This is a genomic window from Klebsiella sp. K5-204 (assembly GCF_030128585.1).
GTDB lineage: Bacteria > Pseudomonadota > Gammaproteobacteria > Enterobacterales > Enterobacteriaceae > Klebsiella > Klebsiella quasipneumoniae.
In genome coordinates this window covers 262,722-288,387 of the sequence record NZ_JAKUZS010000006.1, presented here as the reverse complement: position 1 = coordinate 288,387, position 25,666 = coordinate 262,722, and the positions used below count along the sequence as shown (strand labels likewise).

Sequence of the window (25,666 nt, the reverse complement as noted above, 5' to 3'; positions counted from 1 at the left end):
ATCAAAAAAATTATTTAGCCATTCAAAATCAATACGATATACAAAACCAAGCCTATAGCACTGAATGGTAAAACAAAATGATCATTGGTGACTAAAATAAGAGTCGCTATCATCATTAACTTTATTTATTACCGTCATTCAGTTCTGAATGTCTGTTTACCCCTATTTCAACCGGATGCCTCGCATCCGGTTTTTTTTACCCTTCTTTACACAACTTTAATTTATCTGTGCTATAGCCAATGATTCCCTAACGACTATTAATCAATCAATTAGGCCGCCTTTCGTGCTTATTCCGCCAATGTCTTGTTATTTCGTGCGATTCTTCGCTTTTGTTTCTGCCAATATCGTCAGCTGTCAGCCTTGCGGACGCGGTTTCATTTACGCTTCGTTTCTAAGATAATTCCTGGGCGGTATCGCGCCGCTGGCGCCAATCTGTAGTATGGATTTACGCCATTAGCCTTTATACTGCCTGCAGCATCTGCTTTGTTGCCAGTTACTCTGGCGCTACATCCTGTTTACAAACAATGATGAGTCGTTCAGCCACAAGATGACCCCGAAAAAATTCTCTCTGATCCCCGGCAACATCAGCCGCTTCTTCATTTTGATGGTTATTGTCCTGCTGGCGACGATGGGGGTGATGATTCAAAGCGCCGTCAATGCCTGGCTGAAAGAGAAGAGCTATCAGGTGGTTGATGTCTCTCATGCCCTGCACCAGCGTATTGATACCTGGCGCTATGCCACCTGGCAAATCTACGACAATATCGCCGCCACCTCTTCCAACACCGCCAGCGGCGGCCTGCAGGAGACGCGTTTAAAGCAGGACGTGTACTATCTGGAGAAGCCCCGACGTAAAACCGAAGCCCTGATCTTTGGCTCCCACGACAGCTCGACCCTCGAGATGACGCAGAAAATGTCCGATTATCTGGATATTTTGTGGGGCGCGGAGACCATTCCGTGGTCGATGTACTATCTCAATGGTCTGGATAATAGCCTGATTCTCATCTCCACCCTGCCGTTGAAGGACCTCTCCTCAAGCTTTAAAGAGTCAACCATCAGCAGCGTGGTGGAATCCCGGCGCGCGGAAATGCTGCTGCAGGCCAATACCCTTGATGAGCGCGAGACCTTCTCGCCGCTGCGCCATCTTGCCTGGCAGAACGCGCACTACTTTACGTTACGTACTACCTTCAATCAGCCAGGACACCTGGCGACAGTGGTCGCCTTCGACCTGCCGATTAACGATCTGATCCCGCCGGGCATGGCGCTGGACAGCTTCCGTATCGAGCCTGATCCCTCGCAAAATGTTGCCGCCAGCCCCGAGAAAGAGGCTAGCGATCATATCGGGATCACCTTCAACGGCATGCAGATTGACATCGCCACCGACATCAGCACCACCGGTATGCAGGTGCTGTGGACGGTCCCGATGAGCACCATGCTGCTGGAGTCCCTGCAGAACATTCTTCTGCCGCTCCTGCTTAACATTGGCCTGCTGGCGCTGGCCCTGTTCGGTTTCACCGCCTTTCGGCATTATAAAGGACGCAGCAGCGCCTCGGGCGCCGGGCTCCCCTCCGCCGCCAATAGCGAACTGCGTTTACTGCGCGCCATTAATGAAGAAATTGTGTCTTTGCTGCCGCTGGGTCTGCTCGTCCACGATCAGGAAGCCAACCGAACGGTGATCAGCAACCCGATTGCCGACCATCTGCTTCCGCACCTGAACCTGCAGAACATCACCAACATGGCGGATCAGCATCAGGGGGTGATCCAGGCCACCGTCAACAACGAACAGTATGAGATCCGCCAGTATCGCAGCCAGGTAGCGCCGCGCACGCAGATCCTGATCATCCGAGACCAGGACCGCGAAGTGCTGGTCAATAAAAAGCTCAAACAGGCCCAGCGCTTGTATGAGAAAAACCAGCAGGGCCGGGCGGCCTTTATGCAGCATATCGGCAGCGCCCTGAAGCAGCCCGCCCTGAACCTGGCGGCCGAGGCAGCGGCGCTCGACGGCGCGGAGAACCGCACGCTGGCGCAGCATGCCGATGAGCTGGTCACACTGATCGATGACATTCAGCTGGCTAACCTGCTGGAAAGCGATGCCTGGAAAACCAGCCAGTCGCTGTTCTCGGTGCAGGAGCTGATCGACGACGTCGTACCGGAGGTGCTGCCGGCGATGAAGCGCAAGGGGCTGCAGTTGCTTATCAACAACGCGCTGCCTGCCGGCGAACAACGCTATGGCGACCGTGAAGCGCTGCGGCGCACGCTGGTGCTGCTGATCCAGTATTCCGTCACCACCACGCCGATCGGCAAGATCACCCTCGACGTCTGCCAGGAAGAGTCGGCCAGCGATCGCCTGACCTTCCGCATTCTCGATACCGGCAACGGGGTCTCGGCGAACGAGATCGACAATATGCACTTCCCGTATCTCAATGAGACCCAGAGCGATCTGTACGGCAAAGCGAACGCCCTCACCTTCTGGTTATGTGACCGCATGACGCGCAAGCTGGGCGGGCAGTTGACCATCAAAGCGCGGGAGTCGCTGGGGACTCGCTATAGCCTGCATCTGAAAATGCCGGCCAGCGAAGAGGCGCCAGAGGCGGGAGAACATCTGCTGGATGACGTTATCGTCCTGCTGGATGTGACCTCCAGCGAAGTGCGGCGAATTGTCACCCGCCAGCTGGAGAGCTGGGGGGCGTCCTGCATCACGCCGGACGATCGGGCGACAAGTCAAGCGTTCGATCTGTATTTAACGGATAATCCGTCTAATCTTACTGCTTCGGGCTTGCTTTTAAGCGATGATGAGGTTGGGATACGCAAAATCGGCCCGGGCCAACTGCGGGTCAACTTTAATATTAGCACGGCGATGCAGGAGGCTATCCTGCAGCTTATTGAGCAGCAGCTGGCGGAGGAGGCGGTTCAGCCCGCCACCTCAGGAAACGAGAGTAACGCCGAACTCCATGCCAGCGGCTATTACGCACTGTTTGCCGATACGGTACCGGATGATGTTCAGAGATTGTATACTGAAATCGAAGCGGGCGATTTTGCTGCTCTGGCACAAACCGCCCACCGCCTCAAAGGGGCATTTGCTATGCTTAATCTGATACCCGGCAAGCAGTTATGTGAAACGCTTGAGCATCTGATTCGCGAAAAGGATGCGCAAGGCATAGAAAAATATATCAGCGACATTGACGCTTACGTCAAGAGCTTGCTGTAGAAGGTAGCCTTATACATGAACACTATGAACGTAATTATTGCCGATGACCATCCGATCGTACTGTTCGGTATTCGTAAGTCACTTGAGCAAATTGAGTGGGTGAACGTCGTTGGCGAGTTTGAAGACTCCACGGCCCTTATCAACAATCTTCCGAAGCTGGACGCCCATGTGCTGATCACCGATCTGTCCATGCCCGGTGATAAATACGGCGACGGGATCACGCTGATTAAATACATCAAGCGCCACTTCCCGGATCTGTCGATCATTGTTCTGACCATGAACAACAACCCGGCGATCCTCAGCGCGGTGCTGGATCTGGATATCGAAGGGATCGTCCTCAAGCAGGGGGCGCCGACCGATCTGCCAAAAGCGCTGGCCGCGCTGCAGAAAGGGAAGAAATTCACCCCGGAAAGCGTCTCTCGTCTGCTGGAAAAAATCAGCGCCAGCGGCTATGGCGATAAACGCCTGTCGCCGAAAGAGAGCGAAGTGCTGCGTCTGTTCGCCGAAGGCTTCCTGGTGACCGAGATCGCCAAAAAGCTTAACCGCAGCATCAAAACCATCAGTAGCCAGAAAAAGTCGGCGATGATGAAACTGGGCGTCGAAAACGACATCGCCCTGCTGAACTACCTCTCCTCCGTCTCGCTGAGCTCGACGGACAAAGAGTAACCCTACGCTCTCTCCGTCTCGCCCCGGCGAGACGGAGTTCCCCGTTATTCCCGCCCTTTACGTACCCGCGCCGCATATACCGTCAGCGTTTGCTTCAGCACGTCAAGCGTCACCGGCTTGGACAGACAGCTGTCCATCCCCGATTCCAGACAGCGCTGCTTCTCTTCCGCCAGGGCATTGGCCGTGACGCCAATCACCGGCAGCGTCAGGCCAAGCTGACGAATGCGCTGCGTCAGGCGATAACCATCCATATTAGGCATGTTGACGTCGCTGAGCACGATATCGATGTGCTGCTTGCTGAGGACGTTGAGCGCGTCGACCCCGTCGTTCGCGGTCACGCACTGGTAGCCGAGCGATCCCAGCTGATCCGCCAGCAGGCGCCGGTTGATCGGATGATCGTCAACCACGAGGATCATCATGTCGTCGTTATTGCCGGCCTGCGCCTCCGGCGCCATCAGCGCCCGGCTGTTGTCCGCACTGGCCAGCACGACGTGGAAAATACGCCCCAACAGCGGCAGCAGTTCATGCGGCGTCGTCACGCTATGCAGCCACTCGCCGGCGGCCCGTTCCTGCGGAATACCGATATGACGACGGCAGAAGATGACCATCGCCCTTCCCTGCCAGCCGCTCAGCGCTTCATCGTCAGTGAGTAAGACATCCTCGGCGTCCGGGGTTTCTCCGGCATGACGACGTACCGTGAGGCCGTGATAGCTGAGCAGCGAGGTGACGAACATCGCCAGCGAGGTGTTGTGGATGGCCAGCCAGCAGGTCTTGCCAGCGAAACCGTTCGCCGTCATCTGCGGCGTGTTCTGCACGCCATACAGCGGGATGCGGATGGTAAAGCGGCTGCCCATTCCCGGCTCCGTTTCCACGGCGATATCGCCATCCATCATGCTGATCAGTTTTTCACAAATCGCCAGGCCAAGGCCGGTGCCCTGGAAGTTGCGCTGCACGCCGGTCCCCACCTGGAAGAAGGGGTCGAAGAGGCGCAATACCTCTTTCGCCGGGATCCCCTCCCCGGTGTCGCGGACGCTAATCTGCAGATAATCCCCCGCGCACTGGACGTGCAGGATAATGCAGCCGGTGTCGGTGAACTTGATCGCATTGCTCAGCAGGTTGGAGATCACCTGTTGCAGGCGCATCGGGTCACCGGACATCTGTTCCGGAACGTCCGGTTCGATAAAGCAGTACAGACCCAGCTGCTTGCGCACCACCAGCGGCAGATAGTTGGCGGAGATATGGTTCATGACCTCGCGCGGGGAAAATTCCCGCGGCTCGATCTTCAACTGCTCGGACTCGATTTTGGAGAAATCGAGAATATCGCTGATGATTTTCAACAGCAGGCTTGAGGAGTTGTTCATCGCCGTCACCAGGCGATCGACGCCCTTCGGCAACGCTTTGGTCTGCAGCAGATCGAGGTTGCCGATGATGCCATACAGCGGAGTACGCAGCTCATGGCTGACGGTGGCAAGGAACATCGATTTCGACTGGCTGGCTTGCTCTGCCGCCTGGGCCATCTCCTGCAGCGACTCTTCCATCTTCACGCGGGCGGAAACGTCCACCAGCACGCAAATCGCCACGTTTTCGTTGCGATAGCGTGAGTGGACAAAGCTAATCTGCAGGTTGGTATGGTTGCTGGTCAGCACATCGACAAAGTTGACCTGCTGGCCGCAGATGATCTGCGTCAGCCGCTGGCGGTCCTCATGGGTCAGCATGTTCAGATAGTTGTGCGCCAGCTCGTTACTGAGAATGTTGGTCCCGTCGAGGGTGCGCAGAATACAGATCCCCACCGGGGCGGAGGCCACGATTTTGCGGTTGAACTGCTCATGCTCTTCCAGCCGCTGAGCGTCATTTTCCGCAGGGATAAAAATGCGCCGCTCATACATCCGCGCCAGCGCAAACAGCATCGCGCCGCTGAGGATATTGAGAACGATGGCGTTGATGATCAGCATACGGATCCGCTCCAGCACCTGGTCTACCGAGACGGAATAGACGATGCTCAGGGAGGACGGCGCGAGGCTTTTCTTCAGCACCAGCTCGCGGAAACCCGCGCTGTAGCCAAACCACATTCGCTCCTGCATCCATTTCGCTTCGCTCTGGATTTTGCTTTCCGCGCCGGCCAGGGAGATCAGCGGCTGGCCGTTATCGTCGAAGATAGTCACGCTCATCGGCAGGCTGCCCGGCGTAAAGAAGCTTTCCATGCGGATGGTCTGCTCAACGCCGAGCATCGCCTGCAGGCGATTGGCCATATAGATCGGCGTCAGGGCGTAAAAATAGCCCACCCCGGGGCGCATGCCCTGGCTTATCCAGAACAGGTTGTTGCCGCGCTCGTTTTGCGGCGCATTGCGGTATTGCTCAATGCGTTGATGCAGGACTTTCAGCGCCTGATCGCGCTCAATCGGCACGTCACGCAGGCCAAAGTTGGCCATACAGAGATTATCGCTGCCGATGAGAAAGATACGGTTAAGGTCGTAGGCGGCGGTAAAATTATCCCGCCAGTAGCGCATAAACCACGCCAGCGATTGGAGCGAATTACGCCAGGCGCTACTCATCGCGCTGCAGTCGGAGTCAGGATACAGGGGTTCAAAGCTGGGGATCGCAATATCGCCGCTTTGCCCTTGCGCTACCGCATCCCCTGCCGACAGCCGGTTACCGGCGACGTACTTCAGCTCTTTAATCACATCCGCCGTACGCTGAATGTAGCGCTGGGCCTGATCGGCGTTGAGATTGAGCTCCTGATGGATCTCGGCTTCCCGCTCGTGGAGCGCGTTGACGATATAAAATACAGAGACAAACGCAATCAGCAGCCACAGCAATACCGCCAGCGCTCTGAACAGATAACGTGAAACCTTCAGGGTTGTGTGAAAAGAGGCAAGATATTTCAATGTGGCGATGCTCGGCCGTCAGGGACTCAACAGAATGGGGTTAAAGTAGCGGTAAACCGGCTTTGCCGCAATGTTAATGCAAAAAGGGCCGGGAGAATACCCGGCCCTTTCAGAACATTTACCTGGGACGATTACTCTTCGTCTTCGGCGATGTCGTCATCGGTATCCGCTTCCGGGGCGATATCGTCATCGCCTTCCGCCGCGCTACCGTCGATGGCGTCCAGTTCTTCGTCGTCTACCGGCTCAGCGACGCGCTGCAGCCCCACCACGTTTTCATCTTCCGCGGTGCGGATGAGGATCACGCCCTGGGTGTTACGGCCCACGATGCTCACTTCGGAAACGCGGGTACGCACCAGCGTCCCGGCGTCGGTGATCATCATGATCTGATCGCAATCATCCACCTGTACGGCGCCGACCACGGAACCGTTACGCTCGGTGACTTTGATCGAGATAACGCCCTGGGTGGCACGCGACTTGGTCGGATACTCAGCCGCGGCGGTACGTTTACCGTAACCGTTTTGCGTCACCGTCAGGATCGCGCCTTCGCCGCGCGGAATAATCAGCGAGACGACGCTGTCGTTTTCCGCCAGCTTAATGCCGCGTACGCCGGTGGCGGTACGGCCCATGGCGCGAACGGCATCCTCTTTGAAGCGCACGACCTTGCCGGCCGCGGAGAACAGCATCACTTCGTCCTGACCAGAGGTCAGATCGACGCCGATCAGCTCATCGCCTTCGTTCAGGTTCACCGCGATAATGCCGGCGGAACGCGGACGACTGAACTCGGTCAGCGCGGTTTTCTTCACGGTACCGCTGGCGGTGGCCATAAAGACGTTGACGCCCTCTTCATACTCGCGGACTGGCAGGATAGCGGTGATACGCTCATCGGCTTCCAGCGGCAGCAGGTTGACGATCGGACGACCGCGCGCGCCGCGGCTGGCCTCCGGCAGCTGATAGACCTTCATCCAGTACAGACGACCGCGGCTTGAGAAGCAGAGGATGGTGTCATGGGTGTTGGCCACCAGCAGGCGGTCAATAAAGTCTTCTTCTTTAATGCGCGCTGCCGATTTGCCTTTACCGCCACGACGCTGTGCTTCGTAGTCGGTCAGCGGCTGATACTTCACATAGCCCTGATGCGATAGGGTGACCACCACGTCTTCCTGGTTGATCAGATCTTCGATGTTGATATCAGCGCTGTTGGCAGTGATTTCGGTACGACGTTCGTCGCCGAACTGGTCGCGGATCAGCTCCAGCTCTTCGCGAATCACTTCCATCAGACGGTCGGCGCTGCCGAGGATGTGCAGCAGTTCCGCGATCTGCTCCAGCAGCTCTTTATATTCGTCGAGCAGTTTTTCATGCTCAAGGCCGGTCAGTTTCTGCAGACGCAGATCCAGAATCGCCTGGGCCTGCTGCTCGGTCAGGTAGTATTTACCCTCGCGCACGCCGAACTCGGGCTCCAGCCATTCCGGACGCGCGGCGTCATCACCGGCACGCTCCAGCATCGCCGCGACGTTACCGAGATCCCACGCCTGGGCAACCAGCGCTGCTTTCGCTTCAGCCGGGGTCGGCGCGCGACGGATCAGTTCGATAATCGGGTCGATATTGGCCAGCGCCACGGCCAGCGCTTCGAGGATATGCGCGCGGTCACGGGCTTTACGCAGCTCGAAAATGGTGCGACGGGTCACCACTTCGCGGCGGTGGCGCACGAATGCGGCGATGATGTCTTTCAGGTTCATGATCTTCGGCTGGCCATGGTGCAGCGCAACCATGTTGATGCCGAAGGAGACCTGCAGCTGGGTCTGGGAATAGAGGTTGTTGAGCACCACTTCCCCTACCGCGTCGCGCTTCACTTCAATCACGATGCGCATCCCGTCTTTATCAGACTCGTCACGCAGCGCGCTGATGCCTTCCACGCGTTTTTCTTTTACCAGCTCGGCGATTTTCTCAATCAGGCGCGCTTTGTTCACCTGATAGGGAATTTCATGCACGATGATGGTTTCGCGGCCGGATTTCGCATCCACTTCCACTTCCGCGCGCGCGCGGATGTAGACTTTACCGCGACCGGTGCGGTAGGCCTCTTCAATGCCGCGACGGCCGTTGATAATGGCGGCGGTCGGGAAATCAGGGCCAGGAATATGCGCCATCAGCCCTTCAATGCTGATGTCTTCATCGTCGACATAGGCCAGACAGCCGTTGATCACTTCCGTCAGGTTATGCGGCGGTATGTTGGTGGCCATCCCGACGGCGATCCCGGAGGCGCCGTTTACCAGCAGGTTAGGAATTTTGGTCGGCATGACGTCCGGAATACGCTCCGTGCCGTCATAGTTGTCAACGAAATCGACCGTCTCTTTTTCAAGATCGGCCATCAGCTCATGAGCGATTTTCGCCAGACGAATTTCGGTATAACGCATCGCCGCAGCGGAGTCGCCGTCGATGGAACCAAAGTTACCCTGGCCGTCCACCAGCATGTAACGCAGCGAGAACGGCTGCGCCATACGCACGATGGTGTCGTATACCGCGGAGTCGCCGTGCGGGTGGTATTTACCGATTACGTCACCAACGACACGGGCTGATTTTTTATAGGCTTTGTTCCAGTCATTGCCCAATACGTTCATGGCGTAAAGTACGCGACGGTGTACCGGCTTCAGGCCATCTCGGACATCCGGCAGCGCACGGCCAACAATGACCGACATCGCATAATCCAGATAAGAGTTCTTAAGCTCTTCCTCAATGTTGACCGGTGTAATTTCTCTCGCAAGGTCGCTCATCTAACCGCTATCCCTCTACTGTATCCCGGATTCAAAGGTCGCAAATTATAACACAGCCGCGCTAAGAGAGGTAAAGCAATACGGTTTATTCATGGCGCGCTGCTGATATACTCGCAGGTCTGAACAGAAAAGGAGTAAAAGCGCCCATGAATGCCGAAAAAACGTCGGTAGCCCCTAACGTCGATCATGCTGAAATCGCCAAATTCGAAGCCGTCGCCTCGCGCTGGTGGGATCTGGAGGGCGAGTTCAAACCGCTCCACCGCATTAACCCCCTGCGGCTGGGCTATATCGCCGAACGCTCTGGCGGCCTGTTCGGTAAAAAAGTCCTCGATGTCGGCTGCGGCGGCGGCATCCTCGCCGAGAGCATGGCGCGCGAAGGCGCGACGGTCACCGGGCTGGACATGGGCGCCGAGCCGCTGCAGGTGGCGAAACTGCACGCCCTGGAGAGCGGAATTCAGGTGGAGTATGTTCAGGAAACGGTTGAAGAACATGCCGCGAAGAATCCGCAGCAGTATGACGTCGTCACCTGCATGGAGATGCTGGAGCACGTCCCTGACCCACAGTCGGTCGTCCACGCCTGCGCGCGGCTGGTGAAGCCTGGCGGCCAGGTCTTCTTCTCCACCATCAACCGTAACGGTAAAGCGTGGCTGATGGCGGTGGTCGGCGCGGAATATGTCATGAAGATGGTGCCCAAAGGCACTCATGATGTGAAAAAGTTTATCAAGCCGGCCGAACTGCTGGGCTGGGTAGATCAGACTTCTCTGAAAGAGCAGCATATCATCGGCCTGCATTACAATCCGTTGACCAACACCTTCAAGTTGGCGCCGGGGGTTGATGTTAACTATATGTTGCATACCAGCGCCAAAAAAGCGTGACGTCAGCACCTGCGCTTATGATGATTGCGCGGCATCAAGCCGCGTGATTATTTCTTCCGATGAAGAAATCAGCACTCGATCAAATTTTCATTTTTTTTTCTGTTTTATTGACTTCTTCTCCAGGCCTTATGCGACGTGGACTTGCGGATTATTACCCTTCCGCAACCTCAATTTAACGTCAAAATCAACCCTTGTACTCAAAAGATTCCTTACTAAAATACTCACCATATAGCGTTCCTTTTATCGACAACCCCCTACATATAGTATTTATCCACAGAGTTAGTCACAACGGCCTTCTGTGGATAAACGGGGGATATTTTCTTTCACGGACAGGTAAAATCCACATGAATCAGAGTCTGCTGGTGACAAAGCGCGACGGAACCACCGAGCGCATCAATCTCGACAAAATCCATCGCGTACTGGATTGGGCGGCAGAAGGACTGAATAACGTTTCGATTTCCCAGGTAGAGTTGCGCTCGCATATCCAGTTCTATGACGGCATTAAAACCGCGGACATCCACGAAACCATTATCAAAGCCGCTGCGGATCTGATCTCCCGCGAGGCGCCGGATTACCAGTACCTCGCCGCGCGTCTGGCGATTTTCCATTTGCGTAAAAAAGCCTTCGGCCAGTTTGAGCCGCCGGCGCTTTACGATCACGTGGTGAAGATGGTCGAGAAGGGTAAATACGATCATCATCTGCTGGAAGACTACACGGAAGAAGAGTTCCAGCAGATGGACGGTTTCCTCGACCACTGGCGCGACATGAACTTCTCCTACGCTGCCGTTAAGCAGCTGGAAGGCAAGTACCTGGTACAAAACCGCGTCACCGGCGAAATTTATGAGAGCGCGCAGTTCCTCTATATTCTGGTGGCTGCCTGCCTGTTCTCTAACTACCCGCGCGAAACGCGTCTGGACTACATCAAGCGTTTCTACGACGCGGTGTCGACCTTTAAAATCTCGCTGCCGACGCCGATCATGTCCGGCGTGCGTACCCCAACCCGTCAGTTCAGCTCCTGCGTGCTGATCGAGTGCGGCGACAGCCTGGACTCCATCAACGCTACCTCCAGCGCGATTGTGAAATACGTTTCCCAGCGCGCCGGCATCGGCATCAACGCCGGCCGCATTCGCGCGCTGGGCAGCCCGATCCGCGGCGGCGAAGCCTTCCACACCGGCTGCATTCCGTTCTACAAACATTTCCAGACCGCGGTGAAGTCCTGCTCGCAGGGCGGCGTACGCGGCGGCGCGGCGACCCTCTTCTACCCAATGTGGCATCTGGAAGTGGAAAGCCTGCTGGTGCTGAAAAACAACCGCGGGACCGACGCCAACCGCGTTCGTCACATGGACTACGGGGTGCAGATCAACAAGCTGATGTACACCCGTCTGCTGAAGGGCGGCGACATTACCCTGTTCAGCCCTTCCGACGTCCCGGGCCTGTATGACGCTTTCTTCGCCGATCAGGACGAATTTGAGCGCCTGTACACCCAGTACGAGCAGGACGACAGCATTCGCAAGCAGCGCATAAAAGCGGTTGAGCTGTTCTCGCTGATGATGCAGGAGCGCGCCTCCACCGGCCGCATCTACATCCAGAACGTCGACCACTGCAACACCCACAGCCCGTTCGATCCGGTGGTCGCCCCGGTGCGCCAGTCTAACCTGTGCCTGGAGATCGCCCTGCCGACTAAACCGCTGGAAGACGTCAACGACGAAAACGGCGAAATCGCGCTGTGCACCCTGTCGGCCTTCAACCTCGGGGCTATCGACAGCCTCGACGAGCTGGAAGAGCTGGCGGTGCTGGCGGTGCGTGCCCTGGACGCGCTGCTCGACTATCAGGATTACCCCATCCCGGCCGCCAAACGCGGCGCGATGGGCCGCCGTACGCTGGGCATCGGCGTGATCAACTTCGCTTACTATCTGGCGAAGCATGGCAAACGCTACTCCGACGGCAGCGCCAACAACCTGACCCACAAAACGTTCGAAGCGATTCAGTACTACCTGCTGAAGGCCTCCAACGAACTGGCTATCGAACAGGGCGCTTGCCCGTGGTTCAACGAAACCACCTATGCGCAGGGTATCCTGCCGATCGATACCTATAAAAAAGACCTGGACGGCATCGTCAGCGAAGCCCTGCACTACGACTGGGAAGCGCTTCGCGCGTCCATCAAAACCCACGGCCTGCGTAACTCCACGCTCTCCGCGCTGATGCCGTCCGAGACCTCGTCGCAGATCTCCAACGCCACCAACGGCATCGAGCCGCCGCGCGGCCACGTGAGTATCAAAGCATCGAAGGATGGGATCCTGCGCCAGGTGGTGCCGGACTACGAAAACCTGCAGAACGCCTACGAACTGCTGTGGGAAATGCCGAACAACGACGGCTACCTGCAGCTGGTGGGTATCATGCAGAAGTTTATCGACCAGTCGATCTCTGCGAATACCAACTACGATCCGACGCGCTTCCCTTCCGGAAAAGTGCCGATGCAGCAGTTGCTGAAAGACCTGCTCAACGCCTATAAATTCGGCGTCAAAACGCTGTACTATCACAACACCCGTGATGGCGCTGAAGACGCTCAGGATGACCTGGCCCCGTCCATCCAGGACGACGGCTGCGAAAGCGGCGCTTGTAAGATCTAAGGTATTTTTGCCGGGTGGCGCTACGCTTACCCGGCCTACGATTTTGTAGGCCCGGCCAACGCATCGCCGCCGGGCAGTACAGTTCAACAGGACTCACTTCAATGGCATACACCACTTTTTCACAGACGAAAAACGATCAGCTGCTTGAGCCAATGTTTTTTGGCCAGCCGGTTAACGTGGCCCGCTACGATCAGCAAAAATACGATATCTTTGAAAAGCTGATTGAAAAACAGCTCTCCTTCTTCTGGCGCCCGGAAGAGGTTGACGTCTCCCGCGATCGCATTGACTACCAGGCGCTGCCGGAACATGAAAAACACATTTTCATCAGCAACCTGAAGTACCAGACGCTGCTCGACTCCATCCAGGGCCGCAGCCCGAACGTGGCGCTGCTGCCGCTGATCTCCATCCCGGAGCTGGAGACCTGGGTGGAAACCTGGGCCTTCTCCGAGACCATTCACTCGCGCTCGTACACCCATATCATCCGCAACATCGTCAACGACCCGGCGACCGTGTTCGACGATATCGTCACCAATGAGCAGATCCAGAAGCGTGCCGAGGGGATCTCCCACTATTACGATTCGTTGATCGAGATGACCAGCTACTGGCACCTGCTGGGCGAAGGTACCCACACCGTCAACGGCAAGACCGTGACCGTCAATCTGCGCGAGCTGAAAAAGAAACTCTATCTGTGCCTGATGAGCGTCAACGCCCTGGAAGCGATCCGCTTCTACGTCAGCTTCGCCTGCTCCTTCGCCTTTGCCGAGCGCAAACTGATGGAAGGCAACGCCAAAATTATCCGCCTGATCGCCCGCGATGAAGCGCTGCACCTGACCGGCACTCAGCATATGCTGAACCTGCTGCGCTCCGGCAGCGACGATCCGGAAATGGCGGAAATCGCCGAAGAGTGCAAGCAGGAGTGCTATGACCTGTTCGTGCTGGCGGCGCAGCAGGAGAAAGAGTGGGCGGACTACCTGTTCCGCGACGGCTCGATGATTGGCCTGAACAAAGATATTCTCTGCCAGTACGTCGAGTACATCACCAATATCCGCATGCAGGCGGTGGGCCTCGATCTGCCGTTCCAGACCCGCTCCAACCCGATCCCGTGGATCAACACCTGGCTGGTCTCCGACAACGTCCAGGTGGCGCCGCAGGAAGTAGAGGTCAGCTCTTACCTGGTCGGCCAGATCGACTCTGAAGTCGATGCCGACGACCTGAGCAACTTCCAGCTGTAATGAAGCGGATCTTCTTGAAAATCTCTGACACTCGCCTTGAGTGTCAGGATGAACACCCTTCCCTGTTGGCTGCTCTTGAATCGCATAATATCGACGTCGAGTATCAGTGCCGCGCAGGCTATTGCGGCTCCTGCCGCACTCGTCTGGTCTCCGGCCAGGTTGACTGGCTGACCGAGCCGCTGGCCTTTATCCAGCCGGGAGAAATTTTGCCCTGCTGCTGCCGGGCGAAGGGCGATATCGAAATTGAGATGTAAGTTTTGTCGGGCGGCGTAACGCTTATGCGCCCGACAAAACTGCCGTTCACAGGCCGGGTAAACCCGGCTTTTTACTGCTTAGCGTCCAGAAACTGCACCGCTTTATCCGGGAAATCGGTAAACAAGCCATCGACGTCCGCCTGGCGATACAGCAGGTCATAGAGCTGATTGACGTTGCTGGCGTACTCCGGCAGTTGATCCGCGCGCACAGTATACGGATGCACCTGCAGATGGCTGGCGTGCGCCTCCTTCACCATCGCCGTCAGCTTCACCGCCCCCGGCTTTGAGCCTTCCGCCACCAGCATATGATAATCCGGACCAATGCCGTCGGCGTACTGCGCAATCTGCGCCATTGCCCCCGGCTTGAACATCCAGTCATAGCTGTAGTTCACCCACTTGCCGTCAGCCTGCCGCTGCTGGGTTTCATTCCAGTCGGTATAGGCGATAAGCTGCACCAGCTTGAGATCCATGCCCATCTTCGGCTCCAGCTCATGCTTAATACGCTTGAGCTCGTTGGCGTCAAAGCACTGCAGATAGACCTTATCCTGCTTGCTGGTGTAGCCATATTCTTTCAGCACTTTCAGCGTGCTGGCGGCAATATCTTTGCCTTCCTGATGGTGGAACCACGGCGCTTTGATTTCCGGGTAAATACCGATGTTTTTGCCGGTGGAATGATTCAGCCCCTGGACAAACTCAATCTCTTCTTCAAAGGTATGAATGCGAAAATCGGATTTGCCCATCGGGAAACGCCCGGGATAGGTTTGCACATTCTTGCCATCTTTCGGCTCAAACCCTTCGGTAAACGTCAGCGACTTGATCTCGGCCAGGGTAAAGTCGATGGCGTAAAAACGGCCATCTTGACGCGCCCGCTGCGGGAAGCGCTGGGCCACGTCGGTCACCCGATCCAGATAGTGGTCGTGCAACACCACCAGTCGGTCGTCTTTGGTCATCACCAGGTCTTGCTCAAGGTAATCCGCCCCCTGCGCGTAGGCCATCGCTTTCGCCGGCAGGGTATGTTCAGGCAGATAACCGCTGGCGCCCCGGTGGGCGATAACCATTTTATCCGCCGCTGTCGCGCTGAAGCACAGCGCCGAACTGGCCAACATCATGCCGCTCATTAGCGCGGTGAGTTTCATGTTCATCGCCGCTCCTTAGGCTTGCTTCAGCTGTTGATGATGGCGGCGTTCACCGAGCATCACGATAACCAGCAGGACAACCGCCAGCACGCTGCCGCCGATCATCACCATAAAGCCGCCGTCCCAGCCGAAGAAATCGACGGTGTAGCCGACGATGGCGCTCGCGGCCACGGAACCGCCGAGGTAACCGAACAGGCCGGTGAAGCCTGCGGCGGTGCCGGCGGCTTTCTTCGGCGCCAGCTCCAGCGCATGCAGGCCAATCAGCATCACCGGGCCGTAGATCAGGAAGCCGATAATAATCATACAGGCCATATCGACGCCCGGGTTACCCGGCGGGTTCAGCCAGTACACGACGGTGGCGATGGTGACCAGGGTCATAAAGAACACGCCGGTGGCGCCGCGGTTGCCTTTAAACACTTTATCCGACATCCAACCGCACAGCAGGGTGCCCGGGATCCCCGCGTACTCGTACAGGAAGTAGGCCCAGGAGGATTTATCCAGCGCGAAGTGCTTCACCTCTTTCAGGTAGGTCGGCGACCAGTCAAGAATGCCGTAGCGCAGCAGATAAACGAAGACGTTGGCGACCGCGATGTACCACAGCAGCTTGTTCGGCAGAATGTACTGCATAAAGATCTGCTTCGCCGTCAGCTCTTGTTCATGCTCTTCGCTGTAATCGTCCGGGTAGTCGTTTTTATACTCTTCGATCGGCGGCAGGCCGCAGGATTGCGGCGTATCGCGCATCATCGCGAAGGCGAAAATCGCCAGCAGAATAGCGCCGAAAGCCGGCATATAGAGCGCCGCATGCCAGTCGTTAAACCAGGCCATACCCAACAGGAACAGCAGCGGCGGAATCCCCCCGCCGACGTTATGCGCGCAGTTCCACACTGAAACAATTCCGCCGCGCTCTTTCTGCGACCACCAGTGGACCATGGTACGGCCGCACGGCGGCCAGCCCATCCCCTGGAACCAGCCGCAGAGGAACAGCAGTACGAACATGATCATGATGCTCGAGGTGGCCCACGGTACGAAGCCCATCACCAGCATCACCAGCGCGGCGAGGATCAGCCCCGCCGGCAGGAAAATGCGCGGATTCGAACGGTCAGAGACCGATCCCATGATGAATTTCGAAAATCCGTAGGCAATGGAGATGCCGGAAAGGGCGAAACCGAGATCGCCGCGGGAGAAACCTTGCTCGATAAGATAGGGCATTGCCAGGGCAAAGTTCTTACGAACCAGATAGTAAGCGGCATAACCAAAGAAGATGCCGATAAAAATCTGCCAGCGTAACCGACGATAGAGTGGGTCGATCTCCGCGGCTGGCAAACGCGCTTTATGCGCGGCGGGTTTAAAAATACTTAACATATCAGCCTCCGTGGCCCTTGCTGTTTTTTACTGACGTCACGACAACAATCCCAGATTAATCACCAACTTCGAATCTGGCCGCGATGGTAGGCAATACGTAGAGCTGATACTGTGAAACATCGCACAATTTGTTACAGAAATATGACAAAAGGTTCCAATGTGAGCACAAAATCACATAATGCGCTCAAATAACGCGCGAATATGCTCGAAATCAAACAATAACCTTATTGATTGTGGCTAAATGGCGGTAAACGAAAGCAGAGGAGCTGAAGATGACGGGACGTCTTGATAGCGAGGTCATCATCATCGGCGGCGGAGCAACCGGCGCCGGCATCGCCCGCGACTGCGCCCGACGCGGATTACGTACAGTGCTCATTGAGCGCCATGATATCGCCACCGGGGCCACCGGCCGTAATCATGGGCTGTTGCACAGCGGCGCCCGCTATGCGGTGACCGACAACGAATCCGCCCGCGAATGCATCAGTGAGAACCGCATCCTGCGCCGCATCGCCCGTCACTGTATCGAACCGGCCGGCGGTCTGTTCATTACCCTGCCTGAAGACGATCTGGCCTGGCAGCAGACCTTTATCGCCGCCTGCCAGCAGGCTGGCATAGAGGCCACGCCGCTTTCTGCGCAGGAGGCGCTGCGCCGCGAGCCCGCCGTCAACCCGACGCTGCTGGGGGCGGTGCAGGTCCCGGATGGCACCATTGACCCGTTTCGCCTCACCGCGGCCAATATGCTCGACGCCCGCGAACACGGCGCGCAGATCCTCACCGGCTGCGAAGTGACAGGCCTGCTGCGCCAGGGCGACCGCGTCTGTGGTGTCCAGGTATACGATCGTCAGCTTCACCAGACCCGCGCCCTGCACGCCGGGGTAGTGGTCAATGCCGCCGGGATCTGGGGGCAGCGCATTGCGGAATATGCCGACCTGCGCATCACCATGTTCCCGGCGAAGGGATCGCTGTTGATCCTTGACCACCGGATTAACAACCTGGTGATCAACCGCTGCCGTAAGCCGGCCGATGCCGATATTCTGGTGCCCGGGGATACCATCTCGCTGATCGGCACCACCTCGATGCATATTCCTTATGACGAAATTGACGACAACCGGGTAACGACCGCAGAAGTCGAAACCCTGCTGCGCGAAGGTGAAAAGCTGGCGCCGGTCATGGGCCGCACCCGGATCCTCCGCGCCTACTCCGGCGTGCGCCCGCTGGTGGCCAGCGACAACGATCCCAGCGGACGCAGCGTCAGCCGCGGCATCGTCCTGCTCGACCATGCTCAGCGCGACGGCATGGAAGGCTTCATTACCATCACCGGCGGCAAGCTGATGACCTATCGCCTGATGGCCGAGTGGGCCACCGACGCCGTCTGTCGTAAGCTGGGCAACACCACCCCCTGTTCCACGGCCGAGAGCCCGCTCCCCGGGTCGCAGGAGCCGACGGAAAGCACCCTGCGAAAAATTATCTCCCTGCCGGGCCCGCTGCGCGGATCGGCTGTCTACCGCCATGGCGATCGCACGCCGGCCTGGCTTGGCGACAGCCGCCAGCACCGTAGTCTGGTCTGCGAATGCGAAGCCGTCACCGCTGGTGAAGTGAAATACGCGGTGGAAAATCTGGCGGTCCACACCCTGCTCGACCTGCGCCGCCGTACCCGGATTGGCATGGGGACCTGCCAGGGGGAACTCTGCGCCTGCCGCGCCGCCGGTCTGCTGCAGCGCTTTAACGTCACCACCCCCGCGCAGTCGTTGACCCAGCTGTCGGCGTTTCTCAATGAGCGCTGGAAGGGCGTGCAGCCCATCGCCTGGGGCGACGCGCTGCGCGAAAGCGAATTCACCCGCTGGGTCTATCTCGGCCTGTGCGGACTACCACAGGAGCATCAGGATGAAATTTGACTGCGCGATTATCGGCGGCGGACTGGCCGGCCTGCTGTGCGGCCTGACGCTGAATCAGTCCGGCCTGCGCAGCGTTATCATCAGCCGCGGGCAAAGCGCGCTGCATTTTTCCTCCGCGTCGTTAGATCTGCTCTCGGCGCTGCCGAACGGCGATAACGTCACTGACCTCGCGCAAGGTCTGCAGCAGCTCGCTGAACTGCTTCCTGAGCACCCTTATTCCCGGCTCGGCGCCGGGGCGGTGCTCGAATACGCAAAACAAACTGAAGCCCTGCTGGCCGCCAGCGGCGCGGTGATGCAGGGCGACGCGCACCGCCCGCACCGGCGGGTAACGCCGCTGGGGACGCTGCGCGCGGCGTGGCTATCGCCGCAGGAGGTTCCTGTCGCGCCACTCCCCCGACAGGGGGTCTGCCTGGTGGGGATCAGCGGCTTTGCCGATTTTCAGCCGCATCTCGCCGCCGCCGCGCTCGGGCAAACCGGCGTCACCGCCGTGGCGGTGGAAATCGAGTTACCGCTGCTGGATGTTTTACGTGACAACCCCACCGAGTTTCGCGCCGCCAATATCGCCCGCCTCCTCGACGATGAAAACCACTGGCCTGCCCTGCATGCGGCGCTGCTGCCGCTGGCGCAACAGCATGAGCTGCTGATCATGCCCGCCTGCTTTGGCCTCGCCGACGATCGCCTGTACCATTGGCTGCAGGCGCGCCTGCCCTGCCCGCTGCGTCTGCTGCCGACGCTGCCGCCTTCGGTTCCCGGGATGCGCCTGCACCGTTTGCTGCAGCGGCAGTTTATTCGCGGCGGCGGCACCTGGCTTGCCGGCGATGAAGTGGTGAACATCAGCTATCGACAGGGCGCAGTCGAGGCCGTCTGGACGCGAAATCACGGCGATATTGCGCTGCGTCCGCGTTTTACCGTGCTGGCCAGCGGCAGCTTTTTCAGTAACGGTCTTGTCGCCACGCGGGATAGCGTCCGCGAACCCATTCTCGGTCTCGATCTACAGCAGACCCTGCCGCGCGACGACTGGTACCAGCGCGACTTCTTTGCCTCCCAGCCGTGGCAGCGCTTCGGGGTGAAAACCGATGCCCTGCTGCGCCCCATGCTGGGCGGGCAGCCGTTCAGCAATCTTTTCGCCATCGGTTCGCTGCTCGGCGGGTTCGATGCCATTCAGCTCGGCTGCGGCGGCGGGGTCTGCGCCGTCACCGCACTGCACGCCGCCAGACAGATCCACGCCCTCGCCGGAGGCCGACCATGAACGATACCCGTTTTGAAAGCTGCATTAAGTGCACGGTCTGTACCACCACCTGTCCGGTAAGCCGGGTCAATCCGCGCTATCCCGGGCCGAAACAGGCGGGGCCGGACGGCGAACGCCTGCGCCTGAAGGATGGCGCGCTGTACGATGAGGCGCTCAAGTACTGCATTAACTGCAAGCGCTGTGAGGTCGCCTGCCCGTCGGATGTGAAAATTGGCGATATCATTCAGCGCGCCCGGGCACAGTATGGCCAGCAAAAACCGACCCTGCGCGACGCTATTCTCAGCCATACCGACCTGATGGGCACCCTTTCCACCCCCTTTGCCCCACTGGTAAACGCCACCACCGGCTTAAAACCGGTACGCCGCCTGCTCGACGCGGCGCTCAATATCGATCATCGCCGCACGCTGCCAAAATATGGCTTCGGTACCTTCCGCCGCGCTTACCGCCAGCTCGCGGCCAGACAGGCGCAGTACCCTGAGCAGGTGGCCTTCTTTCATGGTTGCTACGTCAACTATAACCACCCGCAGCTGGGCAAGGATCTGATTCGCGTCGTCAATGCGCTGGGCACCGGCGTGCAGTTGTTATCACGGGAAAAATGCTGCGGCGTGCCGCTGATCGCCAACGGCTTTTTTGACAAAGCGCGTAAGCAGGCGCAGAGCAACGTCGCCGCGATGCGGGAAAACGCGCTGCCGATCATCGCCACCTCCTCGACCTGCACCTTTACGCTGCGCGATGAATACCCGCATCTCCTTGATGTCGACAACAGCGATCTCCGCGACCGGGTGGAGCTGGCCACTCGCTGGATCTGGAAACAACTGGATAGTGGCAAAACGCTGCCGCTGCGCCCGCTGCCGCTGAAGGTGGTCTATCACACGCCGTGCCATATGGAGAAAATGGGCTGGTCGCTGTATACCCTCGAACTGCTGCGGCTGATCCCTGGCCTGCAGCTGGAGGTGCTGGATTCGCAGTGCTGCGGCATCGCCGGCACCTACGGGTTTAAGACTGAGAATTACGCGGTATCCCAGGCTATCGGCGCCCCGCTGTTCCGTCAGATTGAGGAGAGCGGCGCCGACATCGTCGTCACCGACTGCGAGACCTGTAAATGGCAGATAGAAATGTCCACCAGCAAACGCTGCGAACATCCGCTGACGGTGCTGGCGCAGGCGCTCGCCTGAGTCCGGCGCCAGCCTGCGCCGTCAATAGCTCGCTTTCTCCTGCGGCTGAGCGCTGGCGGATTTAAACATTGCCAGCCGGCGGTCCAGCGCCTGGGTGTACAGCATGGTATCGACCCCGACGGCGACGAAATTGGCCCCCCAGGCGAGACATTTTTCCGCCATCGCCGGGTCGACCGCCAGAAATCCTGCCGCTTTTCCCGCCGCGCGAATGCGCCGGATGCTCTGCTCAATCACCCGCTGCACGTCAGGATGGCCAGCATCGTCCGGGTGTCCCAGCGAAGCGGAGAGATCCGCCGGCCCGATAAACACCCCGTCAATGCCTTCCACCTCGAGGATAGCGTCCAGATTTTCCAGCGCGGTTCGGCTCTCCACCTGAATCAGCAGACAGAGTTCGTCATTCGCCTCCGCCATATAATTCTCCACTCTGCCCCAGCGCGCCGCCCGGGCCACGCCGGCGCCAACGCCGCGGCTACCGACGGGAGGATAACGGGTTGCCGAGACGACTTCCCGCGCCTGCTCGGCGGTATCGACCATCGGCACCAGCAACGTTCTGGCGCCAATATCCAGCACCTGTTTTATCAGGCTGCGGCTGCCCTCCACCGGACGGATCACCGGCTGACTGGCGTAAGGGGCGATGGCCTGGAGCTGATGATAAAGGTCCTGAATAGTGTTCGGGGCATGCTCGCCGTCGATCAGCAGCCAGTCATATCCTGAAGTGGCGGCAATCTCCGCCAGATAGGAGGAGGTCGAGCTCAACCACAGGCCTATTTGCGTCTCACCGCGTAATAATCCACGTTTGAAGGGGTTAGATAACAGTGCGTTCATAGCGATTCCTTTAATCAATGCTGTACGCCGCCGCGCTGAGGAACCGCGCGGGTGAGGCTTAATGAGAAGATGGTGATCACCCCGATGATGGCCACGCCGGCCAGGGTTAACAGTCCAGCGGCGCTGCTGGCGAACAGCGTTTCGGCCTGCACGCGAACGATCGGCGCCAGAAAGCCGCCGATGGCGCCAAAAAGGTTAACGAAGCCAATCCCGGCGGCCAGCGCCGTGCCGGAGAGCAACTGCGTCGGCATCGTCCAGAAGACCGGCTGCACGGCAATCACCCCTACCGCCGCCACGCACAGCGCGATGATAGCCAGCACCGGCGCCACCAGCCCGGAAACCGCAATCCCGACCGCTGCCGCCAGCAGCGTCAGCGCGGCAATATTGCGCCGCTCGCCGGTGCGATCGGAGTAGCGAGGGATAAGCCAGGTGCCGAACAGCGCCGCCACCCACGGAATAGCCGTCACCACCGAGGCAATGAAGCCGACTTTGGTGCCCAACAGCGCGGCGACCTGAGTGGGCAGGAAGAAAATCAGGCCATAGACCGCCACCTGAATGGTCATGTAGATCAGCGCCAGCTGCCAGACCCGCCCGTTACGCAGCGCATCGGACAGACGCGAGGTGACCTTTTTCTCCTCCTCTCGCGCCAGCTCGCTTATCAGGGCCTGTTTCTCCGCCGCGCTCAGGAAGCGGGCATGCTGCGGCGAATCGTCCAGCCAGAAGAAGGTGAACGCTCCTGCGGCGACGGCGAGCAGGCCTTCAATCACAAACATCCAGAACCAGCCGGGATGGCCCATAAACCCATGCATCTCCAGCAGCGCGCCGGATAAAGGCGAACCGAGGGTCAGCGCCAGCGGCGCCCCCATATAAAAAAGCCCCATAATGCTGGCGCGGTTTTGCTGGGGAAACCACTGAGACGTGAGGTAGATCATTCCGGGGAAGAAGCCCGCCTCCGCCGCGCCCAGCAGGGTACGTACCAGCAGGAATTTCGCTTCCGTATCCGCCCACGCCATCGCCGCCGACAGCACGCCCCACAGTAGCGTGGTGCAGCCGATCCATTTTCTGGCGCCAAATTTGCGCATCAGCAGGTTGGCCGGCACCCCAAGAAAGGCATAGACCACAAAGAAAATCCCCGCCCCCAGCGCATAGGCTTCGTTGCTGAGGCCAGTGTCCAGCTGGTAGGTCTCTTTGGCGAAACCGATATTCGAACGGTCAAGAAACGCCAGCACGTACAGCGCCAGCATAAAGGGGATTAAGCGGGCGCGGTTTTTCTTCACCACGCTCTCCAGCAGAGTGTTGCTCATCATAATATCCTCAGGCGTGGGCCGCCGGGCGGCCCGGGGGATCAGTGTTGATAAGGACGTTTCAGGTTGCAGTCGCGATTGAGCTCGACGCCAAAGCCGGGTTTATCCAGTACCGATTTATGAATGCGCCCCCTCTCCGGCACCGGCTCGCCGAGCAGGATCGGGTCGAACTGCGGACGCAGCGTGGCGCAGTCAGGACTGGTCATCAGAAACTCGCTGAACGGCGTGTTGGTGAAAGTGATCACCGCATGATGTGAGTAAACCGACGAGCCGTGCGGCACCACCAGCTGCCCGCGCGCTTTAGCAATAGCCGCTATCTCCACCAGCGTGGTTAAGCCGCCGCACCAGCCGACGTCGGGCTGCATAATATCGATTCCGGTCTCCGACAGGGTGCGGAAGGACTGCAGGGTGCCATGGTGCTCACCGCTGGTCACCATCATCCCGGCCGGCGCCTGGCGCTTCAGCTCGCGATAACCTTCATACTGCTGCGGCGGCAGGCACTCCTCGATCCACTTGAGGTTGTAAGGGGCGCAGGCATGGGCAAGTTTGGTGGCATAGTTAACGTCCTGGCTCATCCAGCAGTCCAGCATTAACCAGAAATCCGGGCCGCATTTTTCGCGCATGTCCGCCACCATGGCGACGTCTTTGCGGATCCCGGCGTCGCCATCGTGCGGGCCCCAGTGGGTGGGCATTTTGCCGCCGATAAAGCCCATCTCCTGCGCCAGATCCGGACGAGCGCCGGTGGCATAGAACTGGATTTCGTCACGCACCGCTCCGCCCAGCAGTTTGTAGACCGGCAGGCCAACCACTTTCCCGAACAGATCCCACAGCGCGAGGTCGACACAGGAGATAGTGTTCATCACCAGACCGCCGGATCCTGCGTAGTAAAGGGTGGCGTTGAGCATCTGGTCGTGGATCAGTTTGATATCGCTGACGCATTTGCCTTCGATAAAGCGGTTGAGATGTTTTTCCACGATAAAGCAGCCCATCTCTCCGGCCGTCGACACGGCAAAGCCGGTCTGCCCGTTGTCGGCTTCAACTTCCACAATCAGCGTGCCCAGCACGTTGATGCCAAACGACTGGCGGGACTGCTCATACTGTTTGTATTTGCTCATCGGGGTGGCGATATGATCGTCAATCCAGTGGTTAGCCCCCTGATCGTGGTAATCGCCGCCGCCGGCGCCCTGCTCTGCGGTGGCGCCGCCGGTAAACCAGGCGCGGACGTGTTTAATTTTCGGTAGGGTCATGGTGTTCTCCTTATGATGAGGCGAGTTGTTCAAAGGGGCTTTTCCACCCCAGCAGTCGTGAAATATCTTTCGCGCAGGCAATCGCCTTACCGGCAAGGTAATCGCGATTGTCTTCATTGATTTGCAGACGGGTGCCCACCACCGAGATGGCGGCGGTCAGGTCGTTATTAGCGTTAAAAACCGGGGCGGCCACGCAGCGCACGTCCGGGTAGTCCTCGCCATTATCAAAGCTCCAGCCCCGGGCGCGGATCCGCCCCAGCTCCTCCCGCAGCTGTTGAGCATTGCTGATGGTCGTTGGCGTAGCCCGCTCCCACTGCAGTTCATCGATAATCGATGCCTGAACCCCGGCGGGCTGCCAGGCCAGCAGACATTTGCCGATCCCGGAGCGGTAAAGCGACAGGCTCTTTCCTTCGTGCGAACGCACGCTAATGGTGGCGGGTGATTCAATTTTCAGAATGTAGTAGGCGTTACCGTGATCGATAATGCCCAGATGGCAGAGCAGGCCGCACTCATCCATCAGCCGGGTCAGGCGCGGCCGCGCCAGCTCGCGCAGGTCCATTTTGCTTAGCGCCTGCCCGGCCAGCTCCACCAGTTTGGTCCACAGGCAGTAGTTATCCTGATTATCCATACTGATGAAGCGCTGCTTTTTCAGCTCGCCCAGCAGCAGATAAACCGTGCTTTTTGGGATCCCCAGCTCCGCTATTATCGTCGCCGCGCTGCAGGGTCCGATGCGGCCAATTAAATTGAGGATCTCAATCGCGCGGGTCAGCGCCGGGACTTTCGTTGATTCCAACATACTGGACTCCAATCCTGAATACTGGAATCAGTGTTGCGGTTGTCCGGGCGGTAAAGTGTGAGCGACATCGCGGGGCAATCGCTTTCCCGTATGCTGGACCGTTCGCAGCGGAAAATTGCGACTTAACGCACAGAATTTTTTCAGGAGAGTACAACAGGCTGGACA

17 protein-coding genes are annotated in these 25,666 nt (G+C 58.4%); 9 read left to right on the top strand and 8 right to left on the bottom strand.

The features are described 5' to 3' along the window. The first annotated feature begins 547 nt into the window (after positions 1–547). Both rcsD and rcsB read left to right on the top strand, forming a co-directional pair. Positions 548–3,205 carry a phosphotransferase RcsD gene (gene rcsD, locus MKR05_RS17445; RefSeq protein ID WP_165457838.1) on the top strand — a complete coding sequence of 886 codons (2,658 nt, stop codon included), beginning with the start codon at positions 548–550 and terminating at the stop codon, positions 3,203–3,205. A gap of 15 nt (positions 3,206–3,220) precedes the next feature. Further along, entirely contained in the window at positions 3,221–3,871 is a 651-nt protein-coding gene (gene rcsB / locus MKR05_RS17440; RefSeq protein WP_004201684.1) for a response regulator transcription factor RcsB, read from the top strand. Between the two features lie 44 nt (positions 3,872–3,915). Here the strand turns inward: rcsB and rcsC are convergent, their stop codons facing one another. After that, positions 3,916–6,756 carry a two-component system sensor histidine kinase RcsC gene (gene rcsC / locus MKR05_RS17435; protein ID WP_135733007.1) on the bottom strand — a complete coding sequence of 947 codons (2,841 nt, stop codon included), beginning with the start codon at positions 6,754–6,756 and terminating at the stop codon, positions 3,916–3,918. A gap of 131 nt (positions 6,757–6,887) precedes the next feature. Next, the gene (gene gyrA, locus MKR05_RS17430) at positions 6,888–9,521 is read right to left on the bottom strand and encodes a DNA topoisomerase (ATP-hydrolyzing) subunit A (RefSeq protein WP_004201688.1); all 2,634 of its coding nucleotides are present in this window, start codon (positions 9,519–9,521) and stop codon (positions 6,888–6,890) included. A 146-nt stretch (positions 9,522–9,667) separates the two neighbouring features. Here gyrA and ubiG point away from each other — a divergent pair, with 146 nt between their 5' ends. From ubiG to yfaE, 4 genes are all read left to right on the top strand, one after another. After that, on the top strand, positions 9,668–10,396 hold the full coding sequence (ubiG, locus tag MKR05_RS17425) for a bifunctional 2-polyprenyl-6-hydroxyphenol methylase/3-demethylubiquinol 3-O-methyltransferase UbiG (protein WP_101989130.1): 729 nt from the start codon (positions 9,668–9,670) through the stop codon (positions 10,394–10,396). 344 nt (positions 10,397–10,740) lie between these two features. Next, complete coding sequence (gene nrdA / locus MKR05_RS17420; RefSeq protein ID WP_048297918.1) at positions 10,741–13,026, top strand: class 1a ribonucleoside-diphosphate reductase subunit alpha; 2,286 nt, start codon at positions 10,741–10,743, stop codon at positions 13,024–13,026. Positions 13,027–13,127: 101 nt separating this feature from the next. Beyond that, positions 13,128–14,258, top strand: coding sequence for a class Ia ribonucleoside-diphosphate reductase subunit beta (gene nrdB, locus MKR05_RS17415; protein ID WP_004140835.1), 1,131 nt, complete (start codon positions 13,128–13,130; stop codon positions 14,256–14,258). Beyond that, positions 14,258–14,512, top strand: coding sequence for a class I ribonucleotide reductase maintenance protein YfaE (gene yfaE / locus MKR05_RS17410; protein WP_004201692.1), 255 nt, complete (start codon positions 14,258–14,260; stop codon positions 14,510–14,512). Before nrdB ends, yfaE begins: the two co-directional genes overlap by 1 nt. 71 nt (positions 14,513–14,583) lie before the next feature. On the opposite strand, the gene glpQ is transcribed toward yfaE, so the two are convergent. Beyond that, entirely contained in the window at positions 14,584–15,654 is a 1,071-nt protein-coding gene (gene glpQ / locus MKR05_RS17405; protein WP_023290487.1) for a glycerophosphodiester phosphodiesterase, read from the bottom strand. A 9-nt stretch (positions 15,655–15,663) separates the two neighbouring features. Continuing rightward, on the bottom strand, positions 15,664–17,010 hold the full coding sequence (gene glpT / locus MKR05_RS17400; protein ID WP_023290488.1) for a glycerol-3-phosphate transporter: 1,347 nt from the start codon (positions 17,008–17,010) through the stop codon (positions 15,664–15,666). 272 nt (positions 17,011–17,282) lie between these two features. Here glpT and glpA point away from each other — a divergent pair, with 272 nt between their 5' ends. The 3 genes from glpA to glpC are packed head-to-tail and all read left to right on the top strand — an operon-like array spanning position 17,283 to position 21,329. Beyond that, positions 17,283–18,905 (top strand): anaerobic glycerol-3-phosphate dehydrogenase subunit A, encoded by a 1,623-nt coding sequence (gene glpA / locus MKR05_RS17395; RefSeq protein ID WP_101989131.1) that lies wholly within the window; start codon positions 17,283–17,285, stop codon positions 18,903–18,905. After that, positions 18,895–20,154, top strand: coding sequence for a glycerol-3-phosphate dehydrogenase subunit GlpB (gene glpB, locus MKR05_RS17390; protein WP_101989132.1), 1,260 nt, complete (start codon positions 18,895–18,897; stop codon positions 20,152–20,154). Before glpA ends, glpB begins: the two co-directional genes overlap by 11 nt. Next, entirely contained in the window at positions 20,151–21,329 is a 1,179-nt protein-coding gene (glpC, locus tag MKR05_RS17385; protein WP_023290491.1) for an anaerobic glycerol-3-phosphate dehydrogenase subunit GlpC, read from the top strand. The genes glpB and glpC overlap by 4 nt, the downstream gene beginning before the upstream one ends. A 21-nt stretch (positions 21,330–21,350) precedes the next feature. Here the strand turns inward: glpC and yfaU are convergent, their stop codons facing one another. Genes yfaU through MKR05_RS17365 form a run of 4 tightly spaced genes read right to left on the bottom strand, consistent with a single transcriptional unit; the run spans position 21,351 to position 25,501 of the window. Continuing rightward, positions 21,351–22,154 carry a 2-keto-3-deoxy-L-rhamnonate aldolase gene (yfaU, locus tag MKR05_RS17380; protein ID WP_023290492.1) on the bottom strand — a complete coding sequence of 268 codons (804 nt, stop codon included), beginning with the start codon at positions 22,152–22,154 and terminating at the stop codon, positions 21,351–21,353. 14 nt (positions 22,155–22,168) lie between these two features. After that, on the bottom strand, positions 22,169–23,458 hold the full coding sequence (locus MKR05_RS17375) for an MFS transporter (protein ID WP_032428943.1): 1,290 nt from the start codon (positions 23,456–23,458) through the stop codon (positions 22,169–22,171). Between the two features lie 41 nt (positions 23,459–23,499). Next, complete coding sequence (rhmD, locus tag MKR05_RS17370; RefSeq protein ID WP_017899291.1) at positions 23,500–24,705, bottom strand: L-rhamnonate dehydratase; 1,206 nt, start codon at positions 24,703–24,705, stop codon at positions 23,500–23,502. Between the two features lie 10 nt (positions 24,706–24,715). Next, a complete protein-coding gene (locus MKR05_RS17365) occupies positions 24,716–25,501 on the bottom strand; it encodes an IclR family transcriptional regulator (protein WP_023290494.1) in 786 nt (261 codons plus the stop codon). Positions 25,502–25,666 lie beyond the last annotated feature (165 nt).

What these genes read in the sequence shown, in the direction of transcription:
- nrdB (WP_004140835.1), top strand. Translation starts at nt 13,128, where the DNA reads ATGGCATACACCACTTTTTCACAGACGAAAAACGATCAGCTGCTTGAG.
- glpB (WP_101989132.1), top strand. Translation starts at nt 18,895, where the DNA reads ATGAAATTTGACTGCGCGATTATCGGCGGCGGACTGGCCGGCCTGCTG.
- rhmD (WP_017899291.1), bottom strand. Translation starts at nt 24,705, where the DNA reads ATGACCCTACCGAAAATTAAACACGTCCGCGCCTGGTTTACCGGCGGC.
- yfaU (WP_023290492.1), bottom strand. Translation starts at nt 22,154, where the DNA reads ATGAACGCACTGTTATCTAACCCCTTCAAACGTGGATTATTACGCGGT.
- glpQ (WP_023290487.1), bottom strand. Translation starts at nt 15,654, where the DNA reads ATGAACATGAAACTCACCGCGCTAATGAGCGGCATGATGTTGGCCAGT.
- rcsD (WP_165457838.1), top strand. Translation starts at nt 548, where the DNA reads ATGACCCCGAAAAAATTCTCTCTGATCCCCGGCAACATCAGCCGCTTC.
- gyrA (WP_004201688.1), bottom strand. Translation starts at nt 9,521, where the DNA reads ATGAGCGACCTTGCGAGAGAAATTACACCGGTCAACATTGAGGAAGAG.
- rcsB (WP_004201684.1), top strand. Translation starts at nt 3,221, where the DNA reads ATGAACACTATGAACGTAATTATTGCCGATGACCATCCGATCGTACTG.
- glpC (WP_023290491.1), top strand. Translation starts at nt 20,151, where the DNA reads ATGAACGATACCCGTTTTGAAAGCTGCATTAAGTGCACGGTCTGTACC.
- glpT (WP_023290488.1), bottom strand. Translation starts at nt 17,010, where the DNA reads ATGTTAAGTATTTTTAAACCCGCCGCGCATAAAGCGCGTTTGCCAGCC.
- yfaE (WP_004201692.1), top strand. Translation starts at nt 14,258, where the DNA reads ATGAAGCGGATCTTCTTGAAAATCTCTGACACTCGCCTTGAGTGTCAG.
- MKR05_RS17365 (WP_023290494.1), bottom strand. Translation starts at nt 25,501, where the DNA reads ATGTTGGAATCAACGAAAGTCCCGGCGCTGACCCGCGCGATTGAGATC.
- ubiG (WP_101989130.1), top strand. Translation starts at nt 9,668, where the DNA reads ATGAATGCCGAAAAAACGTCGGTAGCCCCTAACGTCGATCATGCTGAA.
- nrdA (WP_048297918.1), top strand. Translation starts at nt 10,741, where the DNA reads ATGAATCAGAGTCTGCTGGTGACAAAGCGCGACGGAACCACCGAGCGC.
- glpA (WP_101989131.1), top strand. Translation starts at nt 17,283, where the DNA reads ATGACGGGACGTCTTGATAGCGAGGTCATCATCATCGGCGGCGGAGCA.
- MKR05_RS17375 (WP_032428943.1), bottom strand. Translation starts at nt 23,458, where the DNA reads ATGAGCAACACTCTGCTGGAGAGCGTGGTGAAGAAAAACCGCGCCCGC.